The organism is Streptomyces sp. NBC_00989 (assembly GCF_045162655.1).
Lineage (GTDB): Bacteria > Actinomycetota > Actinomycetes > Streptomycetales > Streptomycetaceae > Streptomyces.
On the sequence record NZ_CP108728.1, the window covers coordinates 3,033,138 to 3,055,289 of the forward strand.

At 70.1% G+C, this 22,152-nt stretch carries 19 protein-coding genes; 6 read left to right on the forward strand and 13 right to left on the reverse strand.

Annotated elements, in window-relative coordinates; genetic code table 11:
• Nucleotides 1–15: 15 nt before the first annotated feature.
• The 3 genes from OG714_RS13210 to OG714_RS13220 are packed head-to-tail and all read left to right on the forward strand — an operon-like array spanning nucleotide 16 to nucleotide 2,984.
• Entirely contained in the window at nucleotides 16–681 is a 666-nt protein-coding gene (locus OG714_RS13210) for a vWA domain-containing protein (RefSeq protein WP_406131807.1), read from the forward strand.
• A complete protein-coding gene (locus tag OG714_RS13215; protein WP_406120747.1) occupies nucleotides 675–1,646 on the forward strand; it encodes a PP2C family serine/threonine-protein phosphatase in 972 nt (323 codons plus the stop codon). The genes OG714_RS13210 and OG714_RS13215 overlap by 7 nt, the downstream gene beginning before the upstream one ends.
• On the forward strand, nucleotides 1,647–2,984 hold the full coding sequence (locus OG714_RS13220; protein WP_406120749.1) for a protein kinase domain-containing protein: 1,338 nt from the start codon (nucleotides 1,647–1,649) through the stop codon (nucleotides 2,982–2,984). It begins immediately after the preceding gene.
• A 41-nt stretch (nucleotides 2,985–3,025) separates the two neighbouring features.
• Here the strand turns inward: OG714_RS13220 and OG714_RS13225 are convergent, their stop codons facing one another.
• The 5 genes from OG714_RS13225 to OG714_RS13245 all read right to left on the reverse strand — a co-directional run bounded on the left by OG714_RS13225 (nucleotide 3,026) and on the right by OG714_RS13245 (nucleotide 7,231).
• A complete protein-coding gene (locus OG714_RS13225; protein WP_406120751.1) occupies nucleotides 3,026–3,349 on the reverse strand; it encodes a hypothetical protein in 324 nt (107 codons plus the stop codon).
• A gap of 20 nt (nucleotides 3,350–3,369) precedes the next feature.
• A complete protein-coding gene (locus OG714_RS13230) occupies nucleotides 3,370–4,857 on the reverse strand; it encodes a hypothetical protein (protein ID WP_406120752.1) in 1,488 nt (495 codons plus the stop codon).
• Nucleotides 4,858–4,947: 90 nt separating this feature from the next.
• A complete protein-coding gene (locus tag OG714_RS13235) occupies nucleotides 4,948–5,541 on the reverse strand; it encodes a TIGR03086 family metal-binding protein (RefSeq protein ID WP_406120754.1) in 594 nt (197 codons plus the stop codon).
• 25 nt (nucleotides 5,542–5,566) lie between these two features.
• A complete protein-coding gene (locus OG714_RS13240; RefSeq protein ID WP_406120755.1) occupies nucleotides 5,567–6,589 on the reverse strand; it encodes a ketopantoate reductase family protein in 1,023 nt (340 codons plus the stop codon).
• A gap of 93 nt (nucleotides 6,590–6,682) precedes the next feature.
• A complete protein-coding gene (locus OG714_RS13245) occupies nucleotides 6,683–7,231 on the reverse strand; it encodes a DUF1697 domain-containing protein (RefSeq protein WP_406120757.1) in 549 nt (182 codons plus the stop codon).
• 399 nt (nucleotides 7,232–7,630) lie between these two features.
• Between OG714_RS13245 and OG714_RS13250 the strand changes: the two genes are divergently transcribed.
• Nucleotides 7,631–9,874, forward strand: coding sequence for an MMPL family transporter (locus tag OG714_RS13250; protein ID WP_406120759.1), 2,244 nt, complete (start codon nucleotides 7,631–7,633; stop codon nucleotides 9,872–9,874).
• A gap of 88 nt (nucleotides 9,875–9,962) precedes the next feature.
• Here the strand turns inward: OG714_RS13250 and erm are convergent, their stop codons facing one another.
• The 4 genes from erm to OG714_RS13270 form a co-directional block, all read right to left on the reverse strand.
• Entirely contained in the window at nucleotides 9,963–10,742 is a 780-nt protein-coding gene (gene erm, locus OG714_RS13255; RefSeq protein ID WP_406120761.1) for an ErmE/ErmH/ErmO/ErmR family 23S rRNA (adenine(2058)-N(6))-methyltransferase, read from the reverse strand.
• A gap of 354 nt (nucleotides 10,743–11,096) precedes the next feature.
• Nucleotides 11,097–12,380 carry an ABC transporter substrate-binding protein gene (locus OG714_RS13260; RefSeq protein ID WP_406120763.1) on the reverse strand — a complete coding sequence of 428 codons (1,284 nt, stop codon included), beginning with the start codon at nucleotides 12,378–12,380 and terminating at the stop codon, nucleotides 11,097–11,099.
• Complete coding sequence (locus tag OG714_RS13265) at nucleotides 12,380–13,213, reverse strand: carbohydrate ABC transporter permease (RefSeq protein WP_406131808.1); 834 nt, start codon at nucleotides 13,211–13,213, stop codon at nucleotides 12,380–12,382. The genes OG714_RS13260 and OG714_RS13265 overlap by 1 nt, the downstream gene beginning before the upstream one ends.
• 20 nt (nucleotides 13,214–13,233) lie before the next feature.
• On the reverse strand, nucleotides 13,234–14,169 hold the full coding sequence (locus OG714_RS13270; RefSeq protein WP_406120765.1) for a carbohydrate ABC transporter permease: 936 nt from the start codon (nucleotides 14,167–14,169) through the stop codon (nucleotides 13,234–13,236).
• A gap of 171 nt (nucleotides 14,170–14,340) precedes the next feature.
• On the opposite strand from OG714_RS13270, the gene OG714_RS13275 reads away from it, so the two are divergent.
• Nucleotides 14,341–15,204, forward strand: a complete 864-nt coding sequence (locus OG714_RS13275; protein ID WP_406120768.1) for a phosphotransferase enzyme family protein — start codon at nucleotides 14,341–14,343, stop codon at nucleotides 15,202–15,204.
• Between the two features lie 147 nt (nucleotides 15,205–15,351).
• Here OG714_RS13275 and OG714_RS13280 read toward each other — a convergent pair whose 3' ends face one another.
• The 4 genes from OG714_RS13280 to OG714_RS13295 all read right to left on the reverse strand — a co-directional run bounded on the left by OG714_RS13280 (nucleotide 15,352) and on the right by OG714_RS13295 (nucleotide 19,735).
• Nucleotides 15,352–16,074, reverse strand: coding sequence for a 3'-5' exonuclease (locus OG714_RS13280; RefSeq protein ID WP_406120770.1), 723 nt, complete (start codon nucleotides 16,072–16,074; stop codon nucleotides 15,352–15,354).
• Nucleotides 16,075–16,186: 112 nt separating this feature from the next.
• Nucleotides 16,187–17,428 (reverse strand): SAV2148 family HEPN domain-containing protein, encoded by a 1,242-nt coding sequence (locus OG714_RS13285; protein WP_406120772.1) that lies wholly within the window; start codon nucleotides 17,426–17,428, stop codon nucleotides 16,187–16,189.
• A gap of 104 nt (nucleotides 17,429–17,532) precedes the next feature.
• A complete protein-coding gene (locus OG714_RS13290) occupies nucleotides 17,533–18,849 on the reverse strand; it encodes a copper amine oxidase (RefSeq protein ID WP_406120774.1) in 1,317 nt (438 codons plus the stop codon).
• A gap of 73 nt (nucleotides 18,850–18,922) precedes the next feature.
• Nucleotides 18,923–19,735, reverse strand: a complete 813-nt coding sequence (locus OG714_RS13295; protein WP_406120776.1) for a Tat pathway signal sequence domain protein — start codon at nucleotides 19,733–19,735, stop codon at nucleotides 18,923–18,925.
• A 198-nt stretch (nucleotides 19,736–19,933) separates the two neighbouring features.
• On the opposite strand from OG714_RS13295, the gene glgX reads away from it, so the two are divergent.
• On the forward strand, nucleotides 19,934–22,051 hold the full coding sequence (gene glgX / locus OG714_RS13300) for a glycogen debranching protein GlgX (protein ID WP_406120778.1): 2,118 nt from the start codon (nucleotides 19,934–19,936) through the stop codon (nucleotides 22,049–22,051).
• Nucleotides 22,052–22,152 lie beyond the last annotated feature (101 nt).

Below are 22,152 nucleotides of genomic sequence, written 5' to 3' on the forward strand. Positions count from 1 at the left end.
ATTCCCGGCGGGCCCATGGCGAACCGGCCGGTCCACTTCATCTGGCTGCTCGACTGCTCGTACTCGATGCAGGGTGACAAGATCGCCCAGCTCAACTACGCGATCAGAGAAGCGATTCCGGAGATGCGGTCGGTGGCCCACGACAATCCGGCGGCCCAACTGCTGTTGCGGACCGTCACGTTCTCCACCACGGCCCAGTGGCTCCATCAGACCCCGGTCCCGGTCGACGACTTCACCTGGCAGGACGTCGAGGTGGACGGCATGACCAACCTCGGCGAGGCCCTGCACGTGGTCTCGCGCGAGCTGCAGAGCCCGCCGATGCCGCAGCGCGCGCTGAAACCGGTGCTGGCGCTGGTGTCGGACGGCGGGCCCACGGACGACTGGCGGGCGGGCCTGAAGGCGATCGACGCGACACCGTGGGGCCGCAAGGCGGTACGGGTCGCGATCGCCATCGGCGGCGACGCGGACCGCAGTGTGCTCCAGGAGTTCCTGGGCAACCCCGAGTTGCAGCCGTTGGACGCCAACAACCCCAAACAGCTCGCGGCTGCGATCCGTTGGGCGTCGACGGCGGCGGTGAAGGCGGCCTCGCAGCCGGTCGCGGGCGACTCGTCCGGGCCGACCCTCACCAAGCAGCCGTACGCGCCGCCGGTCGTCGACGACGACGATGACGACGTGTGGTGACGCTCGGGGTGCGACGGTGGGAGACGCTGGCCGAGAGCGTGCAGGGCGTCGGAAAGAAGCGCAACCAGGACTGGTTCACGTGTCAGGGCAGCGGTTCCGGCGAGGACCCGCTGCTGCTGGCGGTGGCCGACGGACACGGCTCGGCCGCCCACGCCCGCAGTGAGATCGGCGCGCGCATCGCCGTGGACCGCTTCGTCGGCCGCGCCGAGCTGTTCGCCCGGGCGGCCCTCGACTGCCATGAACCGGGCCGCCTCGCCCGCCTGATGACCTACGCCCGCGACGACTTCCCGCGCGCCCTCGTGCAGGACTGGCGCGAGGCGGCCCTGCGCCACTGGGACCGCCACCGCCCGGTCGCCGACGCGGGCACACCGGAACCACGGCAGAGCGAGAAACTCCTGCTCTACGGCACCACGTTGATCGGCGCCGTCCTCACGCCGTGGCTGTTCGTGGCCTGGCAGATCGGCGACGGCGACCTCGCGGTGGTCGAGCACGACGGCACACTGACCCGGCCGCTGGCCCCCGCCGAGGAGGATCTCGGCGACGAGACGGAGTCGCTGTGCGGCCGGGAGGCGTGGAGCGCGGTGCGGATGCACTGGGCACCGGTGTTCGACCAGGCCCGCACACCGCGCCTGGTGGTGCTGTCGACGGACGGCCTGTCGAAGAGCTTCGCCTCGGCGGACGGCTACCGGCAGTTCGTGGCGGGCCTGGACGACCGGCTGGCGTCGGAGGGCACCGAGGGGGTACGCGACGTACTCCCCCAGTGGCTGGAGCAGGCCTCGAAGTACTCGGGCGACGACACGACCCTGGCGGCGGCGCTGCGGCACATGTCGACGGTGACGGGCGGCCCGCCGGACGTCCCTTCGGACATCCCCTCGGACGTCTCGCGGGACACCCCGACGGACATCCTGCCGGACACCCCGACGGACACCCCGCCCATGGACACGGAACGGAAGACGGAGACATAGATGAGCGGCATGCTCGACAGCGGTACGCGGCTGGCCGCGCAGAACGGCGATGAGATCCAGATCGTCGACATGCTGGGCGCGGGCGGCCAGGGCGAGGTCTACCGGGCCAGGACACCGAGCGGGGACAGGGCCCTCAAGTGGTACTACCCGACGTGCGCGACCATGGAACAGGAGGCGATCGTACGGGAGTTGGTGGACCGGGACTTCGACGACGACCGGTTCCTGTGGCCCGAGGCGTATGTGCCCGCGCACAAGAGCTCGTTCGGGTATCTGATGGGGCTGCGCCCGGACCACTTCAAGGGGCTGCCCGCGCTGTTCCGGCGTCAACTGCGCACCACACCGCGGGCGTTGCTTACGGCGTGCCTGTACACGGTGGAGGCGTACCAGGCGCTGCACTCGCGGGGCATCGCCTACCGGGACATCTCCTGGGGCAACATCTTCTTCGACCCGGACACGGGTGACGTGCTGGTCTGCGACAACGACAACGCGGTGGTGGAGGGGGACGTCAGCGGCATCTCCGGAACCATGGAGTTCATGGCCCCGGAACTGGTCCGCGCCGAGCCGGGCGCCCGCCCCGGCACCCAGTCCGACCTGCACTCCCTCGCCGTACTCCTGTTCATGTTCCTGATGAACCATCACCCGCTCAAGGGCAGGCGGGAGTTGGGCATCCACTGCCTCGACGAGGCGGCGGAGCGCAAGCTGTACGGCAAGAGCCCGCTGTTCGTCTTCGACCCGGCCGACGACTCCAACGCGCCCGACCCGATGGAGCACGCGACCGTGCTGGCGACCTGGAGCGCGGCGGCCGGGAAGCTCCAGGACCTGTTCCGGCGCGGGTTCACGGTCGGGCTGCACGACCCGTCGGCCCGGGTCCGCGAGTCGGAGTGGCGGGACGCACTGCGGGCCGTACTGGACTCGGTCGTGGAGTGCGCCTCGTGCGGCCGGCAGAACATGACGGAGCCGGGCGAGAAGCCGCCGCCCCGCGTCTGCTGGGGCTGCCGCACCCAACTCGTCCTGCCGCCCCGCCTGGTGGTGACCACTCCCCCGCCGCGCGCCGAGCACCACATCCGGCTGGGCCGGGCCGCCCGGGTACAGGCCCACCACCTCCAGCCTGAGCCGACCCGGCACGACTGCTCGGACGCGAGCCTGGTCGCCGAACTGGTCGAACACCCCTCGAAACCGGGCCGGTTCGGCATCGCCAACCGCTCCCGGCAGACCTGGACGGGGACCCGCTCCGACGGCACCTCGCAGCAGGTAGGCCCCGGCCAGACGGTGCCGCTGCGGTCGGGTCTCGAGCTGGACCTCGGAGGCGGGGCGCGGGCGGTGGTCAAGGCTAAGTGAGGCCCCGGGGCGCCCTGTTGAAGCGGGGCGCCCCTACGGCCTCACAGGCCGAGCGCGTGCTTCAGCTGCTCGACGAGGGCGAGCCCGCCGCTGCCGGCCCCGACGCCGATGGTGATGGTCTCCAGCGCGGCCCGGATACGGCCCCGGTTGGCGGCCCGTCCCTCCTCGCCCGCCTGGACCAACTCGCCCTGGATGACCTGTGCTTGAGGGACGAGGACCGGGTTCTCGCCGCGCATCCGGTCGACGAGCTGTTCGGCGAGGCGCAGGACGGTCGCGGAGTCCGTGCCGTTGTTCACGACGTGACCGTGGTCGCCGATGTGGCTGTTGGTGATGTTGCCGCCGCCGTTGAAGTTGAACGTGCTCATGTCCCGCTCCCCGTCCGTGTTCAGGGCTGTGGTGCCCCGCTCTGGCCCGAAGGCCCTTGGCCCTGTGGCCCGTTGTTGGTGACGTGGCCCTGGTTGCCCACGGCACTGTTGTGGATGTCCCCGGAGATGTTGTAGGTCTGCGTGCTGATGTTGGCCTGTGCCTTGTCGAAGGAACTGGTGTCGACGTGGTGGGCCTTGAGGAACTTCTCGGTGGCGACGAGCACACCGCCCTGGAGCCTGAAGAGGAAGTCCTGCGAGTCGATGCGCTCCGCGTAGCCCGCCTCGCCCCAGTCCCCGATCCGTTCGCGCAGGCTGTCGGTCGCACCGACGTCCTGGACGATGTGGTGGTCCAGGATCTCCCGCCGCCGCTCGGCCATGAACCTCGCGCGGTTCCGCCGCGCCCTGCGCAGCGCCCGCAACCGCCCGACGGCTCCCCTGAGTTCGGGCCAGGTACGCGAGTTGGCGTACCGGAAAAGGCTCCACCAGCGCTTGGAAGGCGTCACGGGCAGGTGGTCCACCAGATGGAAACGCCCGCTCAGCGGCGGGATCGCGTACGCGGCGACCTCCCAGGTGAGGCTGGGCCCGCTGAGGATCGCCCGCAGGTACATGGAGACGATGATCCGCCCGCCGTCACCGACCCGCTCCAGGCACAGATGGGTCCGCATCCCCGCACCCGGGCTCTGCACGCCCGCCTGCACCAGCTGGCTGGGGATCTTCGGAAGGGGGCGCGCGGTGCGGTCGGGCAGCAGGTCGGGAAGCATGTAGGCGTTGCTGCCGAGGACGTAGAGCCGGTTCTTGGTCCGCAGTCCGTCGAGCCCGGAGAGGGCCTCCATCTCCTTGGCCACATAGGTGTGGAGCTCGACGGCGTCGAAGGCCTGGATGGTGAGTTTGCCGCCCTGCGGCGCGTCGGCAGGCTTGCTGACGTCGATCGGCTGCCAGACGACTTCCTTGATCTTGCTGCCGCTGCCGACGAACGGGTTGGTGAGGGCCGCCGCGTCGGCGTACGGCAGCACGTTGGCCCGCTTGTTCGAGTGCTCCTGCAACCAGGTCTCCACCGCCGCGTCCACCGGTGGGGCCAGCGTCTCCACCTTGTCGGGGTTGCGGAACACCTCCTGTGCCGCCTCGCGGGCCCGAGCCTCCGCATGGTGGACCAGCCACCACGAGGCGCCGAGGACGATGACGGGCCCGTAGACGCCCACCAGGACGACCGAGCCGAGGCCCTTGGCGAGTCCCCAGACCGCCACCAGCAGTGAGGCGCCGAACGCCGCGCTCAGCCAGGCGAGTTGGCGGTCCAGGGCCGCGCGGCGCAGCAGGGCGGCGCGGGCGTGCCGGGCGAGCGCGACCAGGTTGACGCCGAGCGTGAGGCCCAGGGCGTTGAACCGGTCCCCGGTGAGCTCCTCGTCGACCTCGCGGGCGAACGCCTCGTCCAGATGGACCGAAGCGCACAGCCGTCGGGTGACCCCGTCCTTGCGGTACTGCGGCAACGACGGTAGGACTCTGCCCGCCACGGTGACCTGCCCTTCCGTCCGAACTCGCGCACTTCACCCTAGGGACAACAAGCCTGTTTTGTCCCGGAGTTCGGCGAGTCGGCGGGAACGTCAGCCGCCCATGGCCTGTTGCCCCGGGTTCCGTCCGCTGGACGCGAGGGCGCGTTCGAAGACGGGGGCGTCGTCCGGTACGGGTACCTGGTCGGCGAAGCCGTCGTACTGGCGGTAGAGGTCGCCGTGCTTCTCGACCACGGCGAGGACCAGGCGGGCCGCGCCGTCCGAGACCGTGTACCGCTGGCCGGTGGCGGTGGCGACGTCCCAGCCGTGGACGGCCAGTTCCTTGATGATCATCGAGGCGATTTCGTCGGCCGGCATCTTCGCCATGCCGAGGTCGACCTCGCCCTCCCACACCGCCGGGTCGGCCCAGGCGGCGACGGCCCGGTCCAGCTGGGCGGCGTACGCCTGTGCCCAGTCCGGGTCGGCGGTGAAGTCGCGCGCGGTCAGCTCCTCGGAGAGCTGTTCGCGCAGGGCGCGGTGCTCCAGGCCGTGCGAGGTGTAGAGGACCCAGTGGTTGACCATCGCGCGGACGTCCCAGTCGGGACAGTGCGTGGGGTCGTCGAGCTGGTCCGAGGTGACACCGCGCGCGACGCGGGCCGCCTCGGCAGCGCATTCGATCATGTACGGGTGCAGGTCGTGGTTGCTCATGCGTCCCACGCTAGGGAGCGCGCCGTCAGGACTCTTGAACAAACGCGACAGCGTCGTCGGCGAGACGGACCAGCTCGTCGAACGGCAGCGAACCGGGTGCCCGGCGCTCGCGCGCGAACTCGTTCGCGAGCCGTTGCAGCAGGTCGTTGAGCGGTGTCGGTACGCCGTGCAGCCGCCCCAGCAGCGCGATCTCGCCGTTGAGGTAGTCGGCCTCGATGGTGCCGGTGCCCCGGTTCAGGGACTGCCAGGAGGAGCCGCCGCCACGCGGGGCGCCGTCGATCTCCACGAGCTGGATCCTGTCGCCGCGCGCCGCCTTCTCCTCCTCGGCGCTCGCGTACGCGATTCCGGCCGCGTCGAGCACGGCCGCGCCCTCGGCCCGCACCCGCCGGTACAGCGCCAGGTTCTCCTCGGTGCCGCGGACCTCGGCGACCGCCTCGATCGCGTTGACGAGGTTGCCGAGCAGCTTGGCGTACTGCCAGCGCGTCACGTCCGCGACGACCGGCGCCTCGAACCGCGACTTCTCCAGGTCGGCGGCGATCAGCCGGGCGGTCTCGTCCGTGCCGTGCGGGTAACGGCCGAGGTGCAGGATGCCGGTGAGCGGGGCGCCCTCAGCGGCGACCACACCCGGTTCGACGAAGGTCGCGGGCAGCCAGACGCAGACGCCGTAGACCCGTCGGAAGCGGCGCAGCGCGAGCCGTTGGCTCTCCACCCCGTTCTGCGCGCAGACGACGGGGAGTCGCTCGGCGGCCGTGCCGCCGTCGGCGACCGGTGCCGGGCCCCAGAGCGCGAGCGCGGCCTCGCTGTCCTGTGTCTTGACGGCGAGCACGAGTACGTCGTCGGTCCTCAACTCGCCCAGTCCGGCAGGCCCTTCGACGACCGGCAGGCGATACGTCGACTCCCCGTCCGGCACCTTGAGCCGCAGCCCGTGCTCGGCCAAGGCCGTCCGCTGCGCACCCCGTGCGACCAGCACGACCTCGCGCCCCGCCCCGGCCAGCCGACCGCCGATGGCCCCGCCGACCGCCCCTGCTCCGATGATGATGTAGCGCATACCCAGGAGCCTCGCACAGCCGCGTGTAGCCGCCATTGACAATCTCGTGAACTCTCCACGGGGCCGATCGCGGGCGCCGCGCCGAGATCGCGCTCAACTACCGGTCAGCTCCACGAGTTTGAGGACCGTGTTCCAGTTGCGGCTCGTCGCGATCAGTCCCTTGTTCCGCCGCGGCCGGGACAGTTCCACGGCGAGCTTGGAGCGGCCGAGGCCGTCGGGGGCGTAGAGATACAGGGCGCGGTCGCCGAGGCGGAACTCCTCGGGGAGGTGGGCGGCTTGGTCGAGTTCCGCGAAGCGGTCCTCGGCGACCGGCTCCGAGAAGTAGGTGACGTGGAGTTGCTTGGCCTCCAACTCGGCGGCCGGGAAAGGGCAGTTGTCGGCGATCGCCTTGAGGTAGGCGTGGTCGCGGACGATGACGTCGACCGGGAAGCCGAACCGCTGCTCGATCGCCCGCGCGAGTTCCGCCGCGAGGGACTCCTCGTCGCCGTGCCCGCTCGTGAACACGGCCTGGCCGCTCTGCAGATAGGTGCGGACACCGTCGTGTCCGAGGCCTTCGAGGAGCGTGCGCAGCTCGGCCATCGGGAGCTTCTTGTTGCCGCCCACGTTGATTCCGCGCAGGAGCGCCGCATACGTCGTCGTCATCCGCACACCATAAAGCGGCCTTCGTGCCCCGTGGGGGTGGGCACGACGGCCGCTCCATGTGGTGTGCGGGTGTGCGGAAACTCTGGCGGATGAGGTGGCTCCGGATCAACACCTTCAGGCACACCTACCGACACCTGTGACTTGTTCAACAAGGTTTCGTAATAACAAAGCGGACCCCGGCCGACGCATCGGACACCCTGATCACCACCCCCGAGCCGCCCCGATAGATGTAAGGGGCCGCCGTCCTCCCCAGTGGTGAGGACCCGGGGTCCGTGCGGAGGAGCCGCTCGGCCGATACCTCACCGGTCAGCACGAGGGGACGTTCTTATTCCGCGCATACCTTCGAACCATGAGGTGGCGGCAGGGGGCTGGCACCGTGCACAAGGGGGCAAGCCCGTCATGGGGAACGGAGATTCGCGGGTACGGGGGCTCGCCGCCCGAGCCGGCGGCTGGAGCGCCCGGCACCGGTGGGCAGCGGTCGGCATCTGGATGCTGTTCGTGGTGCTGGCGATGGGAATCGGTTCGGCGGCGGGCCGCGTCGACGTCGACGAGAGCGACCAGCTGAAGGGCGAGACGCACACCGCCGCCACGATCATCGACGACGCCGGGATCAAGGAACCGGCCGGTGAGACCATCCTGATCCAGTCGAAGGACGCGTCGGTCACGTCCACCGACAGCGAGTTCCGCTCCACGGTCACCGCCGTCGTCAAGGCCGTCGAGGGGACCGGCCGGGTCACCGACGTGACCTCGCCGTACGACACGAAGACGATCTCCAAGGACGGCCGGAGCGCGCTCGTCCAGTTCGACATGCGCGGCGACGCGGACACCGCAGGCGACCGGGTGGAGCCGGTGCTGAAGGCCGTCGCCGGGGTGCAGGAGGACCATGGCTCGCTGCGGATCGAGGAGATCGGCAGCGCGAGCATGGCGAAGCAGTACAAGGACGCCTTCGGCAACGACTTCAAGAAGGCCGAGTACTCCGCCGTCCCCGTCGCCTTCGGCATCCTGCTGATCGCCTTCGGCGCGCTGGTGGCGGCACTGCTGCCGGTGGCTCTGGCCATGACCGCGATCGTGGCGACGATGGGCCTGATGGGCCTCGTCAGCCACGTCCAGCCGATGAGCGACACCGCCAACTCGGTCATGCTGCTTGTGGGGTTGGCGGTCGGCGTCGACTACTGCCTGTTCTATCTGCGCCGCGAACGCGAGGAGCGCGAGGCCGGCCGCGACGCCGGGGCCGCGCTGCGCATCGCCGCCGCGACCAGTGGCCGCGCCATCATCGTCTCCGGTGTCACGGTGTGCGTCGCGATGGCGGGGATGCTGTTCACCGGGCTCGCCGAGTTCGAGGCGATGGGCCTGGCCTCGCTGATGGTCGTCGCGGTCGCCATGGTCGGCTCGGTGACCGTACTGCCCGCGCTGCTCTCGCTGTTGGGCGAGCGGGTCGAGAAGGGCCGTATCCCGTTCCTGCGCCGGCGCGGCCGCCGGGGCAACGGGGAGAGCCGGTTCTGGACCGCCGTCCTGCGACGCGTGCTCGCCAAGCCCTTGGTCTCCGTCCTCGTGGCGACCGGCGCGCTGCTCGCGATCGCCGCTCCCGCGGTCGGCATGAAGACCGAGAACCTCACCCTGGACCAGGAGTTCGGCAACTCCCTGCCGATCGTGGGGACTTACAACCGCGTCAACGACGCCTTCCCGGGCGGCTCCGATCCGGCCGAGGTGATCGTCAAGGCGAAGGACATCAACGCACCCGAGGTCAAGCAGGCGTTGGCCGACTTCAAGGCGCGGGCGGTCAGTTCGGGTGCCTCGCGCGGCCCGGTCGACATCAAGCTGCACGACGCGCAGAACGTCGCCTTCGTCTACGTCCCGCTCGTCGGCGGCTCCGACCAGGACAAGGCCTCGAAGAGCCTGGTGAAACTGCGCGACGAGGTGCGCCCCGCCACCCTCGGCAAGGTCGACGGCGTCCAGGCCCCGATCACCGGGAACGTCGCGGGATCGAAGGACTTCAACGACCAGCTCCTCGGATCCGTCGTCCCGGTCTTCGCGTTCGTCGTGGTCTTCGCCTTCCTGCTGATGCTGCTCTCGTTCCGCTCGCTGACGGTCGCGATCACCTCGATCGTCCTCAACCTCCTTTCCGTGGGCGCCGCCTACGGCATCCTCGTCGCCGTGTTCCAACACGGCTGGGGCGCCTCGCTGGTGGGCGCGGAGGGCGTCGGCGCGATCGTCACCTGGCTGCCGCTGTTCCTCTTCGTCATCCTGTTCGGCCTGTCGATGGACTACCACGTGTTCGTCGTCTCCCGTATCCGCGAGGCGCGGCTGCGCGGCCGTACGACACAGGACGCGATCCAGCACGGCGTGGTCACCACGGCGGGTGTCGTCACCAGTGCCGCGGTCATCATGGTCGCCGTCTTCGCGATCTTCGGCACGCTGTCCATGCAGTCCATGAAGCAGATGGGCGTCGGCCTCGCCGCCGCGGTCCTCATCGACGCCACGGTCATCCGGGGCGTCCTGCTCCCCGCGGTGATGGCCCTGCTCGGCGAGCGCAACTGGTACTTCCCGAAGTGGCTCCACCGCCTTCCCGACCTCACGCACGACGAGTCCCCGGAGCCGGTCACCACGGCGGTACCGAACGAGGGAGAGCGACTGCGGGTCTGACTCCGCACCCTGAACTCCCCATGACTGAGGGCCTGTTGGTATCCCGGGGGAACCAACAGGCCCTCACCCATGTCCTACGACACCTCTTCTACGACGTCAGCTCCCCGTGCAGCCGTAGCCAGCGGTCCGGCGACACCTCGCCCACCAGGACGCGCGGATCGAGGCGCGCCGCCCTGAACGCGGCGTCCACGCGCCGTCTCGGGTGGGCCCGGCGCAGGGAGGCGTGCAGTGAGCCGCCCACCCCGGAGAAACCCAGCTCGACCAGGTGCCGCCAGGCGGACAGCGCGGCCGGTTCGAGGAGCGGGGTCCGGCGCCGTTCGATCCGTACGATCCCGGCGTCGACGCGCGGCACGGGGCTGAACCGGCGCCGGTCGACCCGCCCGGCCAGCCGCCACTCGTAGCGGGGCCAGCTGCGGACCGTCAGCAGGGTCCAACTGCCGTAGTCCCCGGTGCGTTTGCGGGCGTACTCGAGCTGGGTGAGCAGGGTGGCGTCGGTGAGGGCGGGGGCGCGCAGGCACCAGTCGACGATGTCGGCGGTGCGGGAGAAGGGCACGTTCCCGGCGACGGCGAACGGGGTGCGTGGGGGCCGGGCATCCATGAAGTCCCCGGCGACGACCCGTACTTGGGGTGTGGTGGAGAAGCGGGTGCGGAGCTTCGGTACGAGCCGGGGGTCGATCTCGTGGGCGTGGAGTTCCTGGCAGTGGGGTGCGAGCTTCGCGGTCAACGCGCCTTTTCCCGCGCCTACTTCGAGGAGGAGAGGTACCTGTCGTCCGTGCGGGACGGCGAGGCGGGCGACGTATTCGGCGGTGGCGCGGTCGGCGAGGAAGTTCTGCGAGAGCGCGCGGGAAACGTGGGTGGGGCGGGCCATGGCCTGCGGTCCTTGTCTTCCGTGAAGGGCATACGGGCAGACGAAGGCCCTGACCGGAAGAGCGGACGCGCGTGGCGGGTCGGCGGGAGTGTCAGCGGGCGTGTGCGCCCGGGCCGGTCAGGGCACCGGGGCTGCGGCGGATGCGGATCGCATGCGTGCAGCTCCGGTTGAGACCGGAGTTCACGATCGCGTTCGCGGCTGACATGTGGGGAACGCTAGGGGGTTCGGGTGGGGTGGGGCAACGGGGTTTTCGTGGTGGGGAGCGCCGTCCGGGGAGGGGGTGCGGTTTGGTGGCGTGTGCGGGTGCGTTGTGGCTTGTCGCGCAGTTCCCCGCGCCCCTGAAGGGGCGTCACCTCATCGTTGGTATCTCGCTAGCACCAAGTTGCCATCCTTCTGCAGGCGTTGGCGTAGTTCGGCGAGGGTGATTGCTCCGCTGTAGTACTCCTGGAACGCCGGGGTTGCCACCTTGTCCTTCCACTCCGGGTAGCCGCGTACGGACTTGGCGGGTGCGGAGACGAGGTCGGTGGCCAGTGCGGTGCCGGTGGACCAGTCGTCCTTGGTGGCGTGCAGGGCCGGGGCCTTGAGGGCCTGCGTGCCGGTGGGGAGCATCCAGTCGCCCAGGGCCAGTCGGACCATGTTCTTGGGCTGGAGGAGGAAGGCGATGAACTCGGCGGCCTCCTTCTTGCGCGGGCTGTCCTCGGCGATGGACAGGGTCTGCGGGCTGACGCCCTGAGTGAGGCCGTCGGCGCCGGCCGGGGCGGGCAGCACCTGCCAGTCGAAGCCCTTGGGCGCCTGCTGGGCGATCTGCTGCCGGTAGGAGAAGCCGAGCGGGATCATCGCGTACTTCCCGCCGAAGAACCCGGGGAGCGTGTCCGAGCCGCCGCTGCCGAGGGTGGTGGGTGAGGCGCTGCGGTCCACGTTCGCCTGGTCGTGGATCGTGCGCGGGACGACCTGGTCGGCCTTGTCGAAGCGGACGGTCACCTTGCCGTCCGTACCCCGGTGGAACAGCTCGCCGCCCGCCGACAGCGACAGGTTGAGCGTCGCGGACACCGGCTCCTTGAGCGGCCAGGCCACGCCGTACTTGCCGTCGCCGCTGAGCCGTCGGGTGATGTCCCTGAACTCGGGCCAGCTCCAGGGGTGTTCGGGGGTGGGGATGCGGACGCGGGCCTTCTTCAGCCAGGTCGCGTTGGCGATCAGCACCCTCGGTTCCTGGAGGAACGGCACGCCGTAGATCCCGTCCCCGAAGGTCGCCGTGTTCCAACTGCGCTGCGGGATATCGGACTTGAGCCGGGCGGGCAGCAGGTCCTGGAGGTCGGCGAGGTAGCCGCCGTAGGCGAAGTCCGCGAGGTCGTCGGAGGCGTCGTGGATGATGTCCGGCGCCTCACCGCCCTCGAAGGAGGTGAGCAGCTGGTCGTGGACGCTGTCCCAACTGCCCTGTACGTACTCGACCTTGACGTCGGGATGGGTGGCGTTCCACTCCTTCACCAGTTCCTTGTTGGCGGTGACGGACTCGTCCTGCCAGGCCAGGGACTGGAAGCGGAGGGTGATCCGGCCGTTCGCCGAGCCGTTTCCGCCGCCTCCTGTGCAGCCGGCGAGGAGCAGGGTCAGGGCGAGGGCGATGATCCATCGGGGTCGCATCAGCTCTTCACCGCCCCGGTCAACATGCCGCCGGTGATCCGCCGTTGGATCAGGGCGAAGACGATCAGGGAGGGCAGGGTCGCGAGGAACGCGGCGGCGGCCAGCGGGCCGAGGTCGGCGACGCCCTCCGCGCCGATGAAGTGGGTGAGGACGACCGGCAGGGTCTGTTTCTCCGGGGTCTTGAGCAGGACCAGCGCGAAGAAGAACTCGTTCCACGCGGTGACGAACGCGAACAGCGCCGTCGCCACGATCCCCGGCGCGAGCAGGGGTGCCGTCACCGACACGAGCGTGCGGAGCCTCCCGGCGCCGTCGACCGCGGCCGCTTCCTCCAACTCCGGTGGTACCGCCCGTACATACCCGACGAGCATCCACAGCGCGAACGGCAGCGACCACACGACGTAGACCAGTACCAGCCCGGCCAGGGAGTCGATCAGCCGCAGGTTCTTCAGCACCAGGAACAGCGGGATGATCACCAGCACGAACGGGAACGCCTGGCTGACCACGACCCACCCGGTCGCGGCCCGGGCGAGCACCGTCCGGCGCCGGGCCATGACCCACGCCATCGGGGTCGCGATCACCACGGCGATCAGCGCGGCCCCGAGCGCGGCGAGCAGGGAGTTCAACGCGGCGTGCAGCAGCGGCTGTTCGTCGAAGGCCTGGCGGAAGTTGGCGAGGGTGGGGTGCCTCGGGATCCAGGTGGGGTGCAGACTGCCCAGCTCGCGCGGGGACTTGAAGGCGGTGGAGATCAGCCAGACGAGGGGGAAGGCGAGGAAGACGAGATACGCGAGCAGGGCGACGTACTGTCCGGCGCGAGCCCCGGTGCTCGTCCTCATGCCCGAGGTGCCGCTGGTCCTCATGAGTCGTCCCCTCCCCGAAGCCGGCCTACGAGGAAGACGGCGAGGAGCACCGAGATCACCGCGACCATCACGCATCCCATCGCCGCCGCGTAGCCGAACTGGCCGTAGCGGAAGGCCTCTTCGTAGGCGAAGAGCATGGGCAGCCGGGTGCGGCCGCCGGGTCCGCCGTTGGTCAGGACGTAGACCAGGGCGAACGAGTTGAAGTTCCAGATCAGGTTGAGCGCCGTGATCGCCAGCGCGACCGGTCGGAGGGCGGGCCAGGTGACCGTGCGGAAGCGGCGCCAGGCTCCGGCGCCGTCGACCGCCGCCGCCTCGTGCAGTTCGCGCGGGGTGTTCTGCAGTCCGGCGAGCAGGGCGACCGTCGTCTGCGGCATGCCGGCCCAGACGCCGACGACGATCACGGCGGGCAGCGCGGTCGTCAGACTGCTGAGCCAGTCCCGGCCGTTCCCGAGGCCGAGGTCATGGAGGGTCTCGTTGAGGATGCCGGCGTCCGGGTTGTAGACGATGCGCCACATGATGCCGACGACGACCTCGGGCATCGCCCACGGGACGATCGCGAGCGCCCGGGCGAGCCAGCGCAGCCGTAGATCCTGGTTGAGGAGCAGGGCGAGGCCGAGGGCGAGCAGGAACTGGGGCACGGTCACCCCGACCGCCCACACCAGCCCGATCCGGAACGACTCCCAGAACAGCGTGTCGTGCAGCAGATCCCGGAAGTTGAGACCGCCGATCCACTGGGTGGGCGCGGTCCGGCCCGACTGGGAGTCGGTGAAGGCCAGCAGGACGCCGTAGAGGAGGGGTCCGACGCTGAGCACGAGGATCGGGATCAGGGCGGGCAGGACGAGGAACCAGGCCGCGTGGTCGGGAGCGCCTCGCCTGCGGCCCCGGCTGGGCGCGCGACTCGACGGCCTCCTCACCTCCGTCACCGATGTCATGGAATCAGCCCCTTTGCGCGGCCCGGTCGGGCCCCGTCATGGTCGTGAACACGTCGTACCTCGTCAAGGCACCTCGCACGCCGTCCCACCTGTACGAATGCGAGACTGGCCGTCGGATGGCGGGAACCCGACGCCGTACGCACACGCACAGGGATCACTCGGAGGCGGACGATGGACGAGGCACGGGCCCGGGACGTACTGGCCGCGGCGGACGTACTGCCCGGCACGGCACGGGACGCGCGGCTCCTCGCCCTCGGCGAGAACGCGGTGTTCGCCGCCGGTGACCTGGTCGTCAAAGTCGGCCGCGACGCCGAACTCCTCGACCGCGCCCGGCGCGAGCTGGACATCGCGCTGTGGCTGGCCGAGTCGGGCGTCCCGGCGGTGCGCGCCGCCGACCCGAAGGCGCACCTGGTCGAGGGGCACCCGGTGACGGTGTGGCACCGGCTGGCCGATTCCGTACGCCCGGCCGAGCCCCGGGATTTGGCCGAACTGCTACGGGTGGTCCACGCCCTCCCCTCCCCCTCCTTCGACCTCCCGCCCCGCGAGCTGCTGGGCGGTGTGGAGCGCTGGCTGCGTCTCGCCGGTGACGCGATCGACCCGGCGGACGCGGCCTATCTGCGGGAGCGCCGGGACGGTTTCGCGGCGGCTGCGGCCGCGCTCACGCCTCATCTGCCGACCGGCCCGATCCACGGCGACGCGCTGCCCCGCAATGTGCATGTCGGTCCGGACGGGCCGGTCCTGGTCGACCTGGAGACCTTCTCCGCCGACCTGCGCGAGCACGATCTGGTGGTGATGGCTCTGTCTCGCGACCGGTATGCCTTCCCGGCCCGGGCCTACGACTCGTTCACCGAGGCGTACGGCTGGGACGTGCGCGAGTGGGACGGCTGCGGGGTGCTCCGCGGTGCTCGGGAGACGGCCAGCTGCGCCTGGGTCGCCCAGCACGCGACGAGCAATCCCGAGGCGCTCGTCGAGTTCGGGCGCCGGGTGGCGTCCTTGCGGGACGGGGACGAGACGGTGCGGTGGTTCCCGTTCTGAGCGCCTGGTGATCCGGGGCTGCTGGGGATCCGGGCGGCTGCGGGCCCGTTGCGGCTGGTCGCGCCCACGCGGCGGAGCCGCATATCGATACAGCCCCGCGCCCCTTTCGGGGCACTTCCCCTCGGGGCGCTTTCGGAGCTCGCCGGGTCAGACTGTCTCGTCCTCCAGCTCGCGCAGCGGCCACGTGCCGTCGATCACCGCGTCCTGGTCGCCCTTGCGGCGCAGGAAGCTCTGGAAGTCCGCCGCCCATTCCGCGTACCACTCGATCTGGCGGCGGTGCAGTTCCGCCGGGCCGAGGGCCGCGACCTTGGGGTGGCGGTCGGCTATCGCGCCGGCCAGCCGGGCGGCGGCGAGGGCGTCGGCCGAGGCGTCGTGCGCGGAGTCGAGGACCACGCCGTACTCCTGGCAGACCGCTTCGAGGTTGCGCTTGCCGCGGCGGTAGCGGTCCACGGAGCGGTCGATCGTGTACGGGTCGATGACCGGGGCGGGCTCGGTGCCGCCCAGGCGGTCGCGCAGGGACGGCAGTCCGTGCCGGCGCAGCTCGGCGGAGAGCAGGGTCAGGTCGAAGGCCGCGTTGTAGGCGACGACGGGGACGCCCGACTTCCAGTACGTCGCGAGGACGTCCGCGATCGACTCGGCGACCTGGTCGGCCGGGCGGCCCTCGGCCGTGGCCCGTTCGTTCGTGATGCCGTGTACCGCGACGGCGTCCGCCGGGATCTCCACGCCCGGATCGGCCAGCCACTCCCGGCGGCCCATCGGCCGTCCGCCCCTGACCTCGATGACCGCGCCGGTGACGATGCGCGCCTCGCGCGGCTCGGTCCCCGTCGTCTCCAGGTCGAAGCCGATGAGCAGCTCCTGGTGCCAGGCCATGACGGCCCCCCTTCTCGGTGGTGCTTTCCCCCAGTGGTCTCCACGATCGCATGAGCCACTGACAATCCGATGGCCGCGTTCCGCTTGGCGCCGGAGCGGGCCGTGGGACAGGTCAGGACACCGGTCGCGAATCCGCCCACATCTGCTCGAACTCATCGCGGTAGGTGGGGAAAAGTGCGCTGTCATCCATTTCGTCGGACTTGACCAGCCGGCTGCCGTTCCGCAGCACCAGCACCGGCGCCTCCATGCCGCGGCTCCGGCGCAGATAGGACTGCACGACGGCTATGCCGTCCGAGCCGTCGCCGTCGACGAGGTACGCCGTGAAGCGGGGCGTCTCGTCGAAGACCTGGATCTCGAAGGCCGCCGGGTCGCGCAGCCGGGACCGCACCCGCCGCATGTGCAGGATGTTCATCTCGACGGCGCGGCTCAACTCGCCCCGCTTGATGCCGAGTTCACGCTCGCGCCGCTTCACCGCGCTGGAGGCGGGGTTGAGGAAGAGCAGCCGCGTCCGGCAGCCCGACTCGGCGAGGCGGACCAACCGGCGGCCGGAGAAGTTCTGCACGAGCAGGTTGAGGCCGATGCCGATGGCGTCGACCCGGCGGGCCCCGCCGAAGATGTCCTCGGCCGGGAACTGCCGCATCAGCCGCACCCGGTCGGGGTGTACGGCGACCACGTCCGCGAACCGGTCGCCGATCAGTTCCTCGACCGCGTCGACGGGCAGCCGGCGCGCCGAGGGCACGTCGCTGCCGGCGCCGAGGGTCTCCAGGAGTTTCGCGGAGGCCCGCTCGGCCTGGTTGAGGACGGCCTCGGACAGGGCGCGGTTGCGGGAGACGACGTTGCGGGTCACTTCCAGTTCATCCAGGGCGAGTTCGACGTCCCGGCGCTCGTCGAAGTACGGCTCGAAGCACGGCCAGTGCTGCACCATCAGCTCGCGCAGCTGCGGCAACGTCAGGAAGCTGATGACGTTGTCGTCGGCCGGGTCGAGCAAGTAGCCCTTGCGGCGGCTGACTTCGCGTACGGCGACCGCGCGCTGCACCCACTCCTGGCCGGCCGGCCCGGCCGCGGCGACCACCCAGTCGTCGCCGTGGACGGGTTCGTAGATAGGACGCAGTACGGCGGCCACGACGGCGCGCAGCCGCTGCTCGACCAGGTTCAGCCAGATGTAGGCGCGGCCGGCTCGCTGGGCGCGCGTACGCACCTCGCGCCAGGCGTCGGCGTCCCAGTCCAGCTCCGGACCGATGGAACCAGCCGCGTCCATCGGACGTGCCAGGGACACCGCGCCGGGCGGGACTTCTGCGGAGTTCCCCTCGTGACCCTCGTCACCAGGGGGCAACTCCAGCCCTCCCGAGCCCACCCGTGCACCGCCTTCCGCTCCCCCGAGCTCTCCCCAGTCTCAACGATCAAGGAAGGGTACTCCGGGACCGGTCGGCGGTGCAGCCGGATGGACAGGGTCGTTTCTCAACTTCCGCCGTTCACATTGCCGTTCTGGTTCGCGAGCGCCGGCGGAGTGAGCGGGTTCATAGCGGTGACGTCGCGCGGAGCGATCGAGAATCCCTGCCAGTGGACCGGCATCGGCTGCTGGTCCTCGTCACGGGCGATGTGGTGGAAGCCGACGTTCACCCAGACCACGGGGTGCGTGAGGGTCTGTCCGTTGACCCACTTGTCGACCTGCTTCGGGTGCCCCGCACCGCAGTTGGGCAGGTTGTCGCTGGCGAACTGCTCGCACTTGTTGTACTCGGTGAAGTACACGTCGTGCGTGGTGAAGCTGCGGCCCGGGTACTTGGTGCTGACGCCGGGGACTATCTCGTAGGACCGGGCGTGGTTGTCCTTGTTCTTGCCGGTCGCGCTGACGACGCGCCACCAGCGCATGTTCTTGGCGTCGCCCGCGAGTTCCTTGGTGACCTTGGTCAACGTGGTCTTGTTGGTGGGGGTGTTGGCGCCGCGCGGGGTGACCTTGGAGTCGTACTGCTCGATCCGGCCCTTGGAGGAGCCGTCGAGGGCGAAGTCCAACTTCCAGAAGACGTCGTGCTGGTGGCTCGTCGCGTACGCCTTGGCGCCCTTGCCGAGCGGCCAGCCGCGGCCGTCGCCCGCGTCGTAGTCGTAGGGCGAAAGGCTGCCGGTGGCACCGACGTTCATGTTGATGGTGCCGTCGTCCTGGAACCGCCACTCGGTGATGTACTCGTACCAGCCGACCTGGTTGACCGTGTAGACGAGGAAGTCCTTGCCCTGGGTCTGGAAGACCTTGTTGGCGCTGTCGCCCTGCATCCGGAAGGCGTGGCCGCGCGAACGGGTCGTCGTACAGAGGCCCTTGACGTTCGGGTGGGCCGGGTCCTGGGCGTCGGGGACCTTGACGGTCTTGATGGTGCCGCCGGGGCACTCGCCGGGCTGCATGTTCATCAGGCCCGTGCCGAAGCCGTACTGGGTGAGGTCGCTGTACTCGTTCTTGCCGTCGTCGTACGGGACATGGATCTGGGCGAGCTTCGCGTTGGCGAGCACCTTGATGGGGGTGGCCTGGCCGGGCGGCTGGTAGGAGATGTTCTCCAGGACGAGGCCGGCCTCGCGCTCGTAGTGCCAGCACATCCGCCAGGTGGTGCCGGTGGAGAGCTTCTGCTCGATGGTGTAGGCGGCGCTGCAACCGGGTGCGGCGGCGGCCGGGGCGGCCTTCGGCTGGGCGGCGGCCGGTCCCGCGCCGGCCGTGGCACCGGCGGCCAGGGTGGCGAGGGCGAGCCCGACGGCCCCCCGCCTGCGGGCACGGCTGATTCTGTTGACGCGCATGAAGAAGTGACTCCCTTACAGGAGAAGCAAGTTGGGACAGTGGACGAAGAACTGCGCGGTGGGCGCGGTCGGTTCAGCCGACGAGCTTGCCGACCTTGCGGGCGCTCAGGTCGATGACGAAGTCACGGGCGTCGATCCACGGCCCGTTCTTGACCTTCGGGAACAGCCGCACGCAGCGGTGGTCGCCGCACTGGTCGAGGACGCCGGACTGCGCCCCCGGAGTGGCCTTGTAGATCATGGCGGTGAGCAACAGCTGGTCGGGCGAGGTGAGTTCGTTGCCGGTGGCGTCCTTGTAGTCCGCCTTCAGGCCCGCGCCGAGCGGGCTGGCGAGCAGCAGCTCGGCCGCCTCGACGTCCTCGGCATGGCTCGCCGGCGGCTGCACTCCGTGCTGGGTACCGGTCTGCTCGACCTTGCCGGTGTCGAGGTTGACGGTCTTGGTGACGACCGTGTCGTCCTTGTAGTCGTAGAACGTCACGTCCGCGCGGCGGGGTGCGTCCGGGTTGTCCAGCTCGCTGGTCCCGGGGGCGGCGAGTTCCACGTCGAGGCGCTGCGGGCCGCGCTTGCCTTCCACGTTCTCACTGGAGTTGAGCAGCTGCTGGTTCACCGCGATCTGCTCGACGCGCTTGGTCTCGTCGTCGGTGAGCGGGTCGCGGCCCGTGCCCTTCTCGCCCTCGACGGGGGCCTGTTGCACGACACCGGGTGCCGCGCCCTGCCCGTCCGCCGCCGCCTGCTGCTGGGCGGACCCGGCCGCCTTTCCGGTGCCGCCCGACTCGTCGGCCCCCGCCGTGCCCGGCAGGGTGACGGCGACCATCACGGCGGTCCCGGCCACCGCTATGGCCGTACCCGCCACCACTTTGCCCAGGTGGCGGTGCACTGTCCTTCGCACTTTTCCCCCTACTCCCCCTGGGTCCTTCCCTGGACCGCCGGGAGTGGTGTGTGTCCCGCTTGGTTCGGGATACGGCATACGTCGTATCCACCGGTCATTTGGTAAGAGGGACGTAAGTCATAGGTGGTTCCCTCACTTTCGGGGAGACTCATGGCCAAGGCGCCCCGGTGGCGGGGCCCGGCTGAAAGAGTCGTGACCATGCAGGTCTGGCCTGGAGAGGCGTATCCACTCGGTGCCACGTACGACGGCGCCGGCACCAACTTCGCGGTCTTCACCGAGGCCGCGGACCGAGTAGAGCTGTGTCTGCTGCACGACGACGGCTCGGAGACGGCGGTGGAACTCCGCGAGAGCGACGCGTTCGTGCGGCACGCGTACGTGCCCGGCATCATGCCCGGACAGCGCTACGGCTTCCGCGCGCACGGCCCGTACGCCCCCGAGCGCGGCCAGCGGTGCAACTCCGCGAAGCTGCTGCTCGACCCGTACGCGAAGGCGGTCAGCGGATCGATCGCCTGGGGCGAGGAGGTGTACGGCTACCACTTCGACGCGCCCGACAAGCGCAACGACCTGGACTCGGCGCCGCACACCATGACGTCGGTCGTGGTCAACCCGTACTTCGACTGGGGCGACGACCGGCTGCCCCGGCACGGATACCACGAGACAGTGCTCTACGAGGCCCACGTCAAGGGCCTGACGATGCAGCACCCGGGGCTGCCGGACGAGCTGCGCGGCACCTACGCAGCGCTCGCGCATCCGGCGGTCATCGAGCACCTGGTGGAGCTGGGGGTGACCGCCCTGGAGCTGATGCCGGTGCACCAGTTCGTGAACGACCACCGGCTGGTCGACATGGGGCTGAACAACTACTGGGGCTACAACACGATCGGTTTCTTCGCCCCGCACAACGCGTACGCCTCCTGGGGCGACCGCGGCCAGCAGGTCCTGGAGTTCAAGTCGGCGGTGCGGGCGCTGCACGAGGCCGGCATCGAGGTCATCCTGGACGTCGTCTACAACCACACCGCCGAGGGCAACCACCTGGGGCCGACGCTGTCCTTCAGGGGCCTCGACAACCCCTCGTACTACCGGCTGACGGAGGACCCCCGCTACTACATGGACACCACGGGGACGGGCAACTCGCTGCTCATGCGGTCCCCGCACGTGCTCCAGCTGATCATGGACTCGCTGCGCTACTGGGTCACCGAGATGCACGTCGACGGGTTCCGCTTCGACCTCGCGGCCACCCTGGCACGGCAGTTCCACGAGGTGGACCGGCTGTCGTCGTTCTTCGACCTGGTGCAGCAGGACCCGGTGGTCTCCCAGGTGAAGCTGATCGCGGAGCCCTGGGACGTCGGCGAGGGCGGCTACCAGGTGGGCAACTTCCCGCCGCTGTGGACCGAGTGGAACGGCAAGTACCGCGACACCGTGCGGGACATGTGGCGGGGCGAGGGGCGCGCGCTCGCGGAGTTCGCGTCCCGGCTGACCGGCTCGTCCGACCTCTACCAGGACGACGGCCGTCGTCCCCTGGCGTCCATCAACTTCGTGACCTGCCACGACGGGTTCACCCTGAACGACCTGGTGTCGTACAACGACAAGTACAACCAGGCCAACGGCGAGGACAACCGGGACGGCGAGAGCCACAACAGGTCCTGGAACTGCGGTGCCGAGGGCGACACCGACGACCCGGCCGTCCTGGAGCTGCGCGCACGCCAGATGCGCAACTTCGTCGCCACCCTGATGCTGTCCCAGGGCGTGCCGATGATCAGCCACGGGGATGAGTTCGCGCGCACCCAGAGGGGCAACAACAACGCCTACTGCCAGGACAGCGAGCTGGCCTGGGTGAAGTGGCCCGAGGGCGACGCCGAGGCGTCCGGGATGTCGGCCTTCACGCGCGCGTTGGTGTGGCTGCGCAAGGAGCATCCCGTGTTCCGCCGTCGGCGCTTCTTCCACGGGCGGCCCGTGGAGGGCACCCACGACGAGCTGTCGGACATCGCCTGGTTCACCCCGGAGGGCAAGGAGATGGCGCAACGGGACTGGGACTCGGCGCAGGCGTCCGCGCTGTCGGTGTTCCTGAACGGCAACGCCATCTCGGAGCCCGGCCCGCGCGGGGAGCGCATCGCCGACGACTCCTTCCTGATGATGTTCAACGCCTCTCCGGAGACGCTGGACTTCGTCGTGCCGGTCAACCACGGCCGCCAGTGGCAGGTGGTCGTCGACACGGGCCGCGCGGAGGGCGTGCCGGCGGGCACGGGCGCGAAGGTGAAGGCCGGGGACCGGCTGACCCTGGTGGACCGCAGCATGACGGTGCTGCAACGGCCCACCTAGAAGGAGCGGCGGAGGGACGGGGCACGGTCGGCCGGCCGGACACGCGGTCGGCCGATCAGCGGACCGGAAGCGGGAGTCGATGACACGAAAGACGGCCGGGC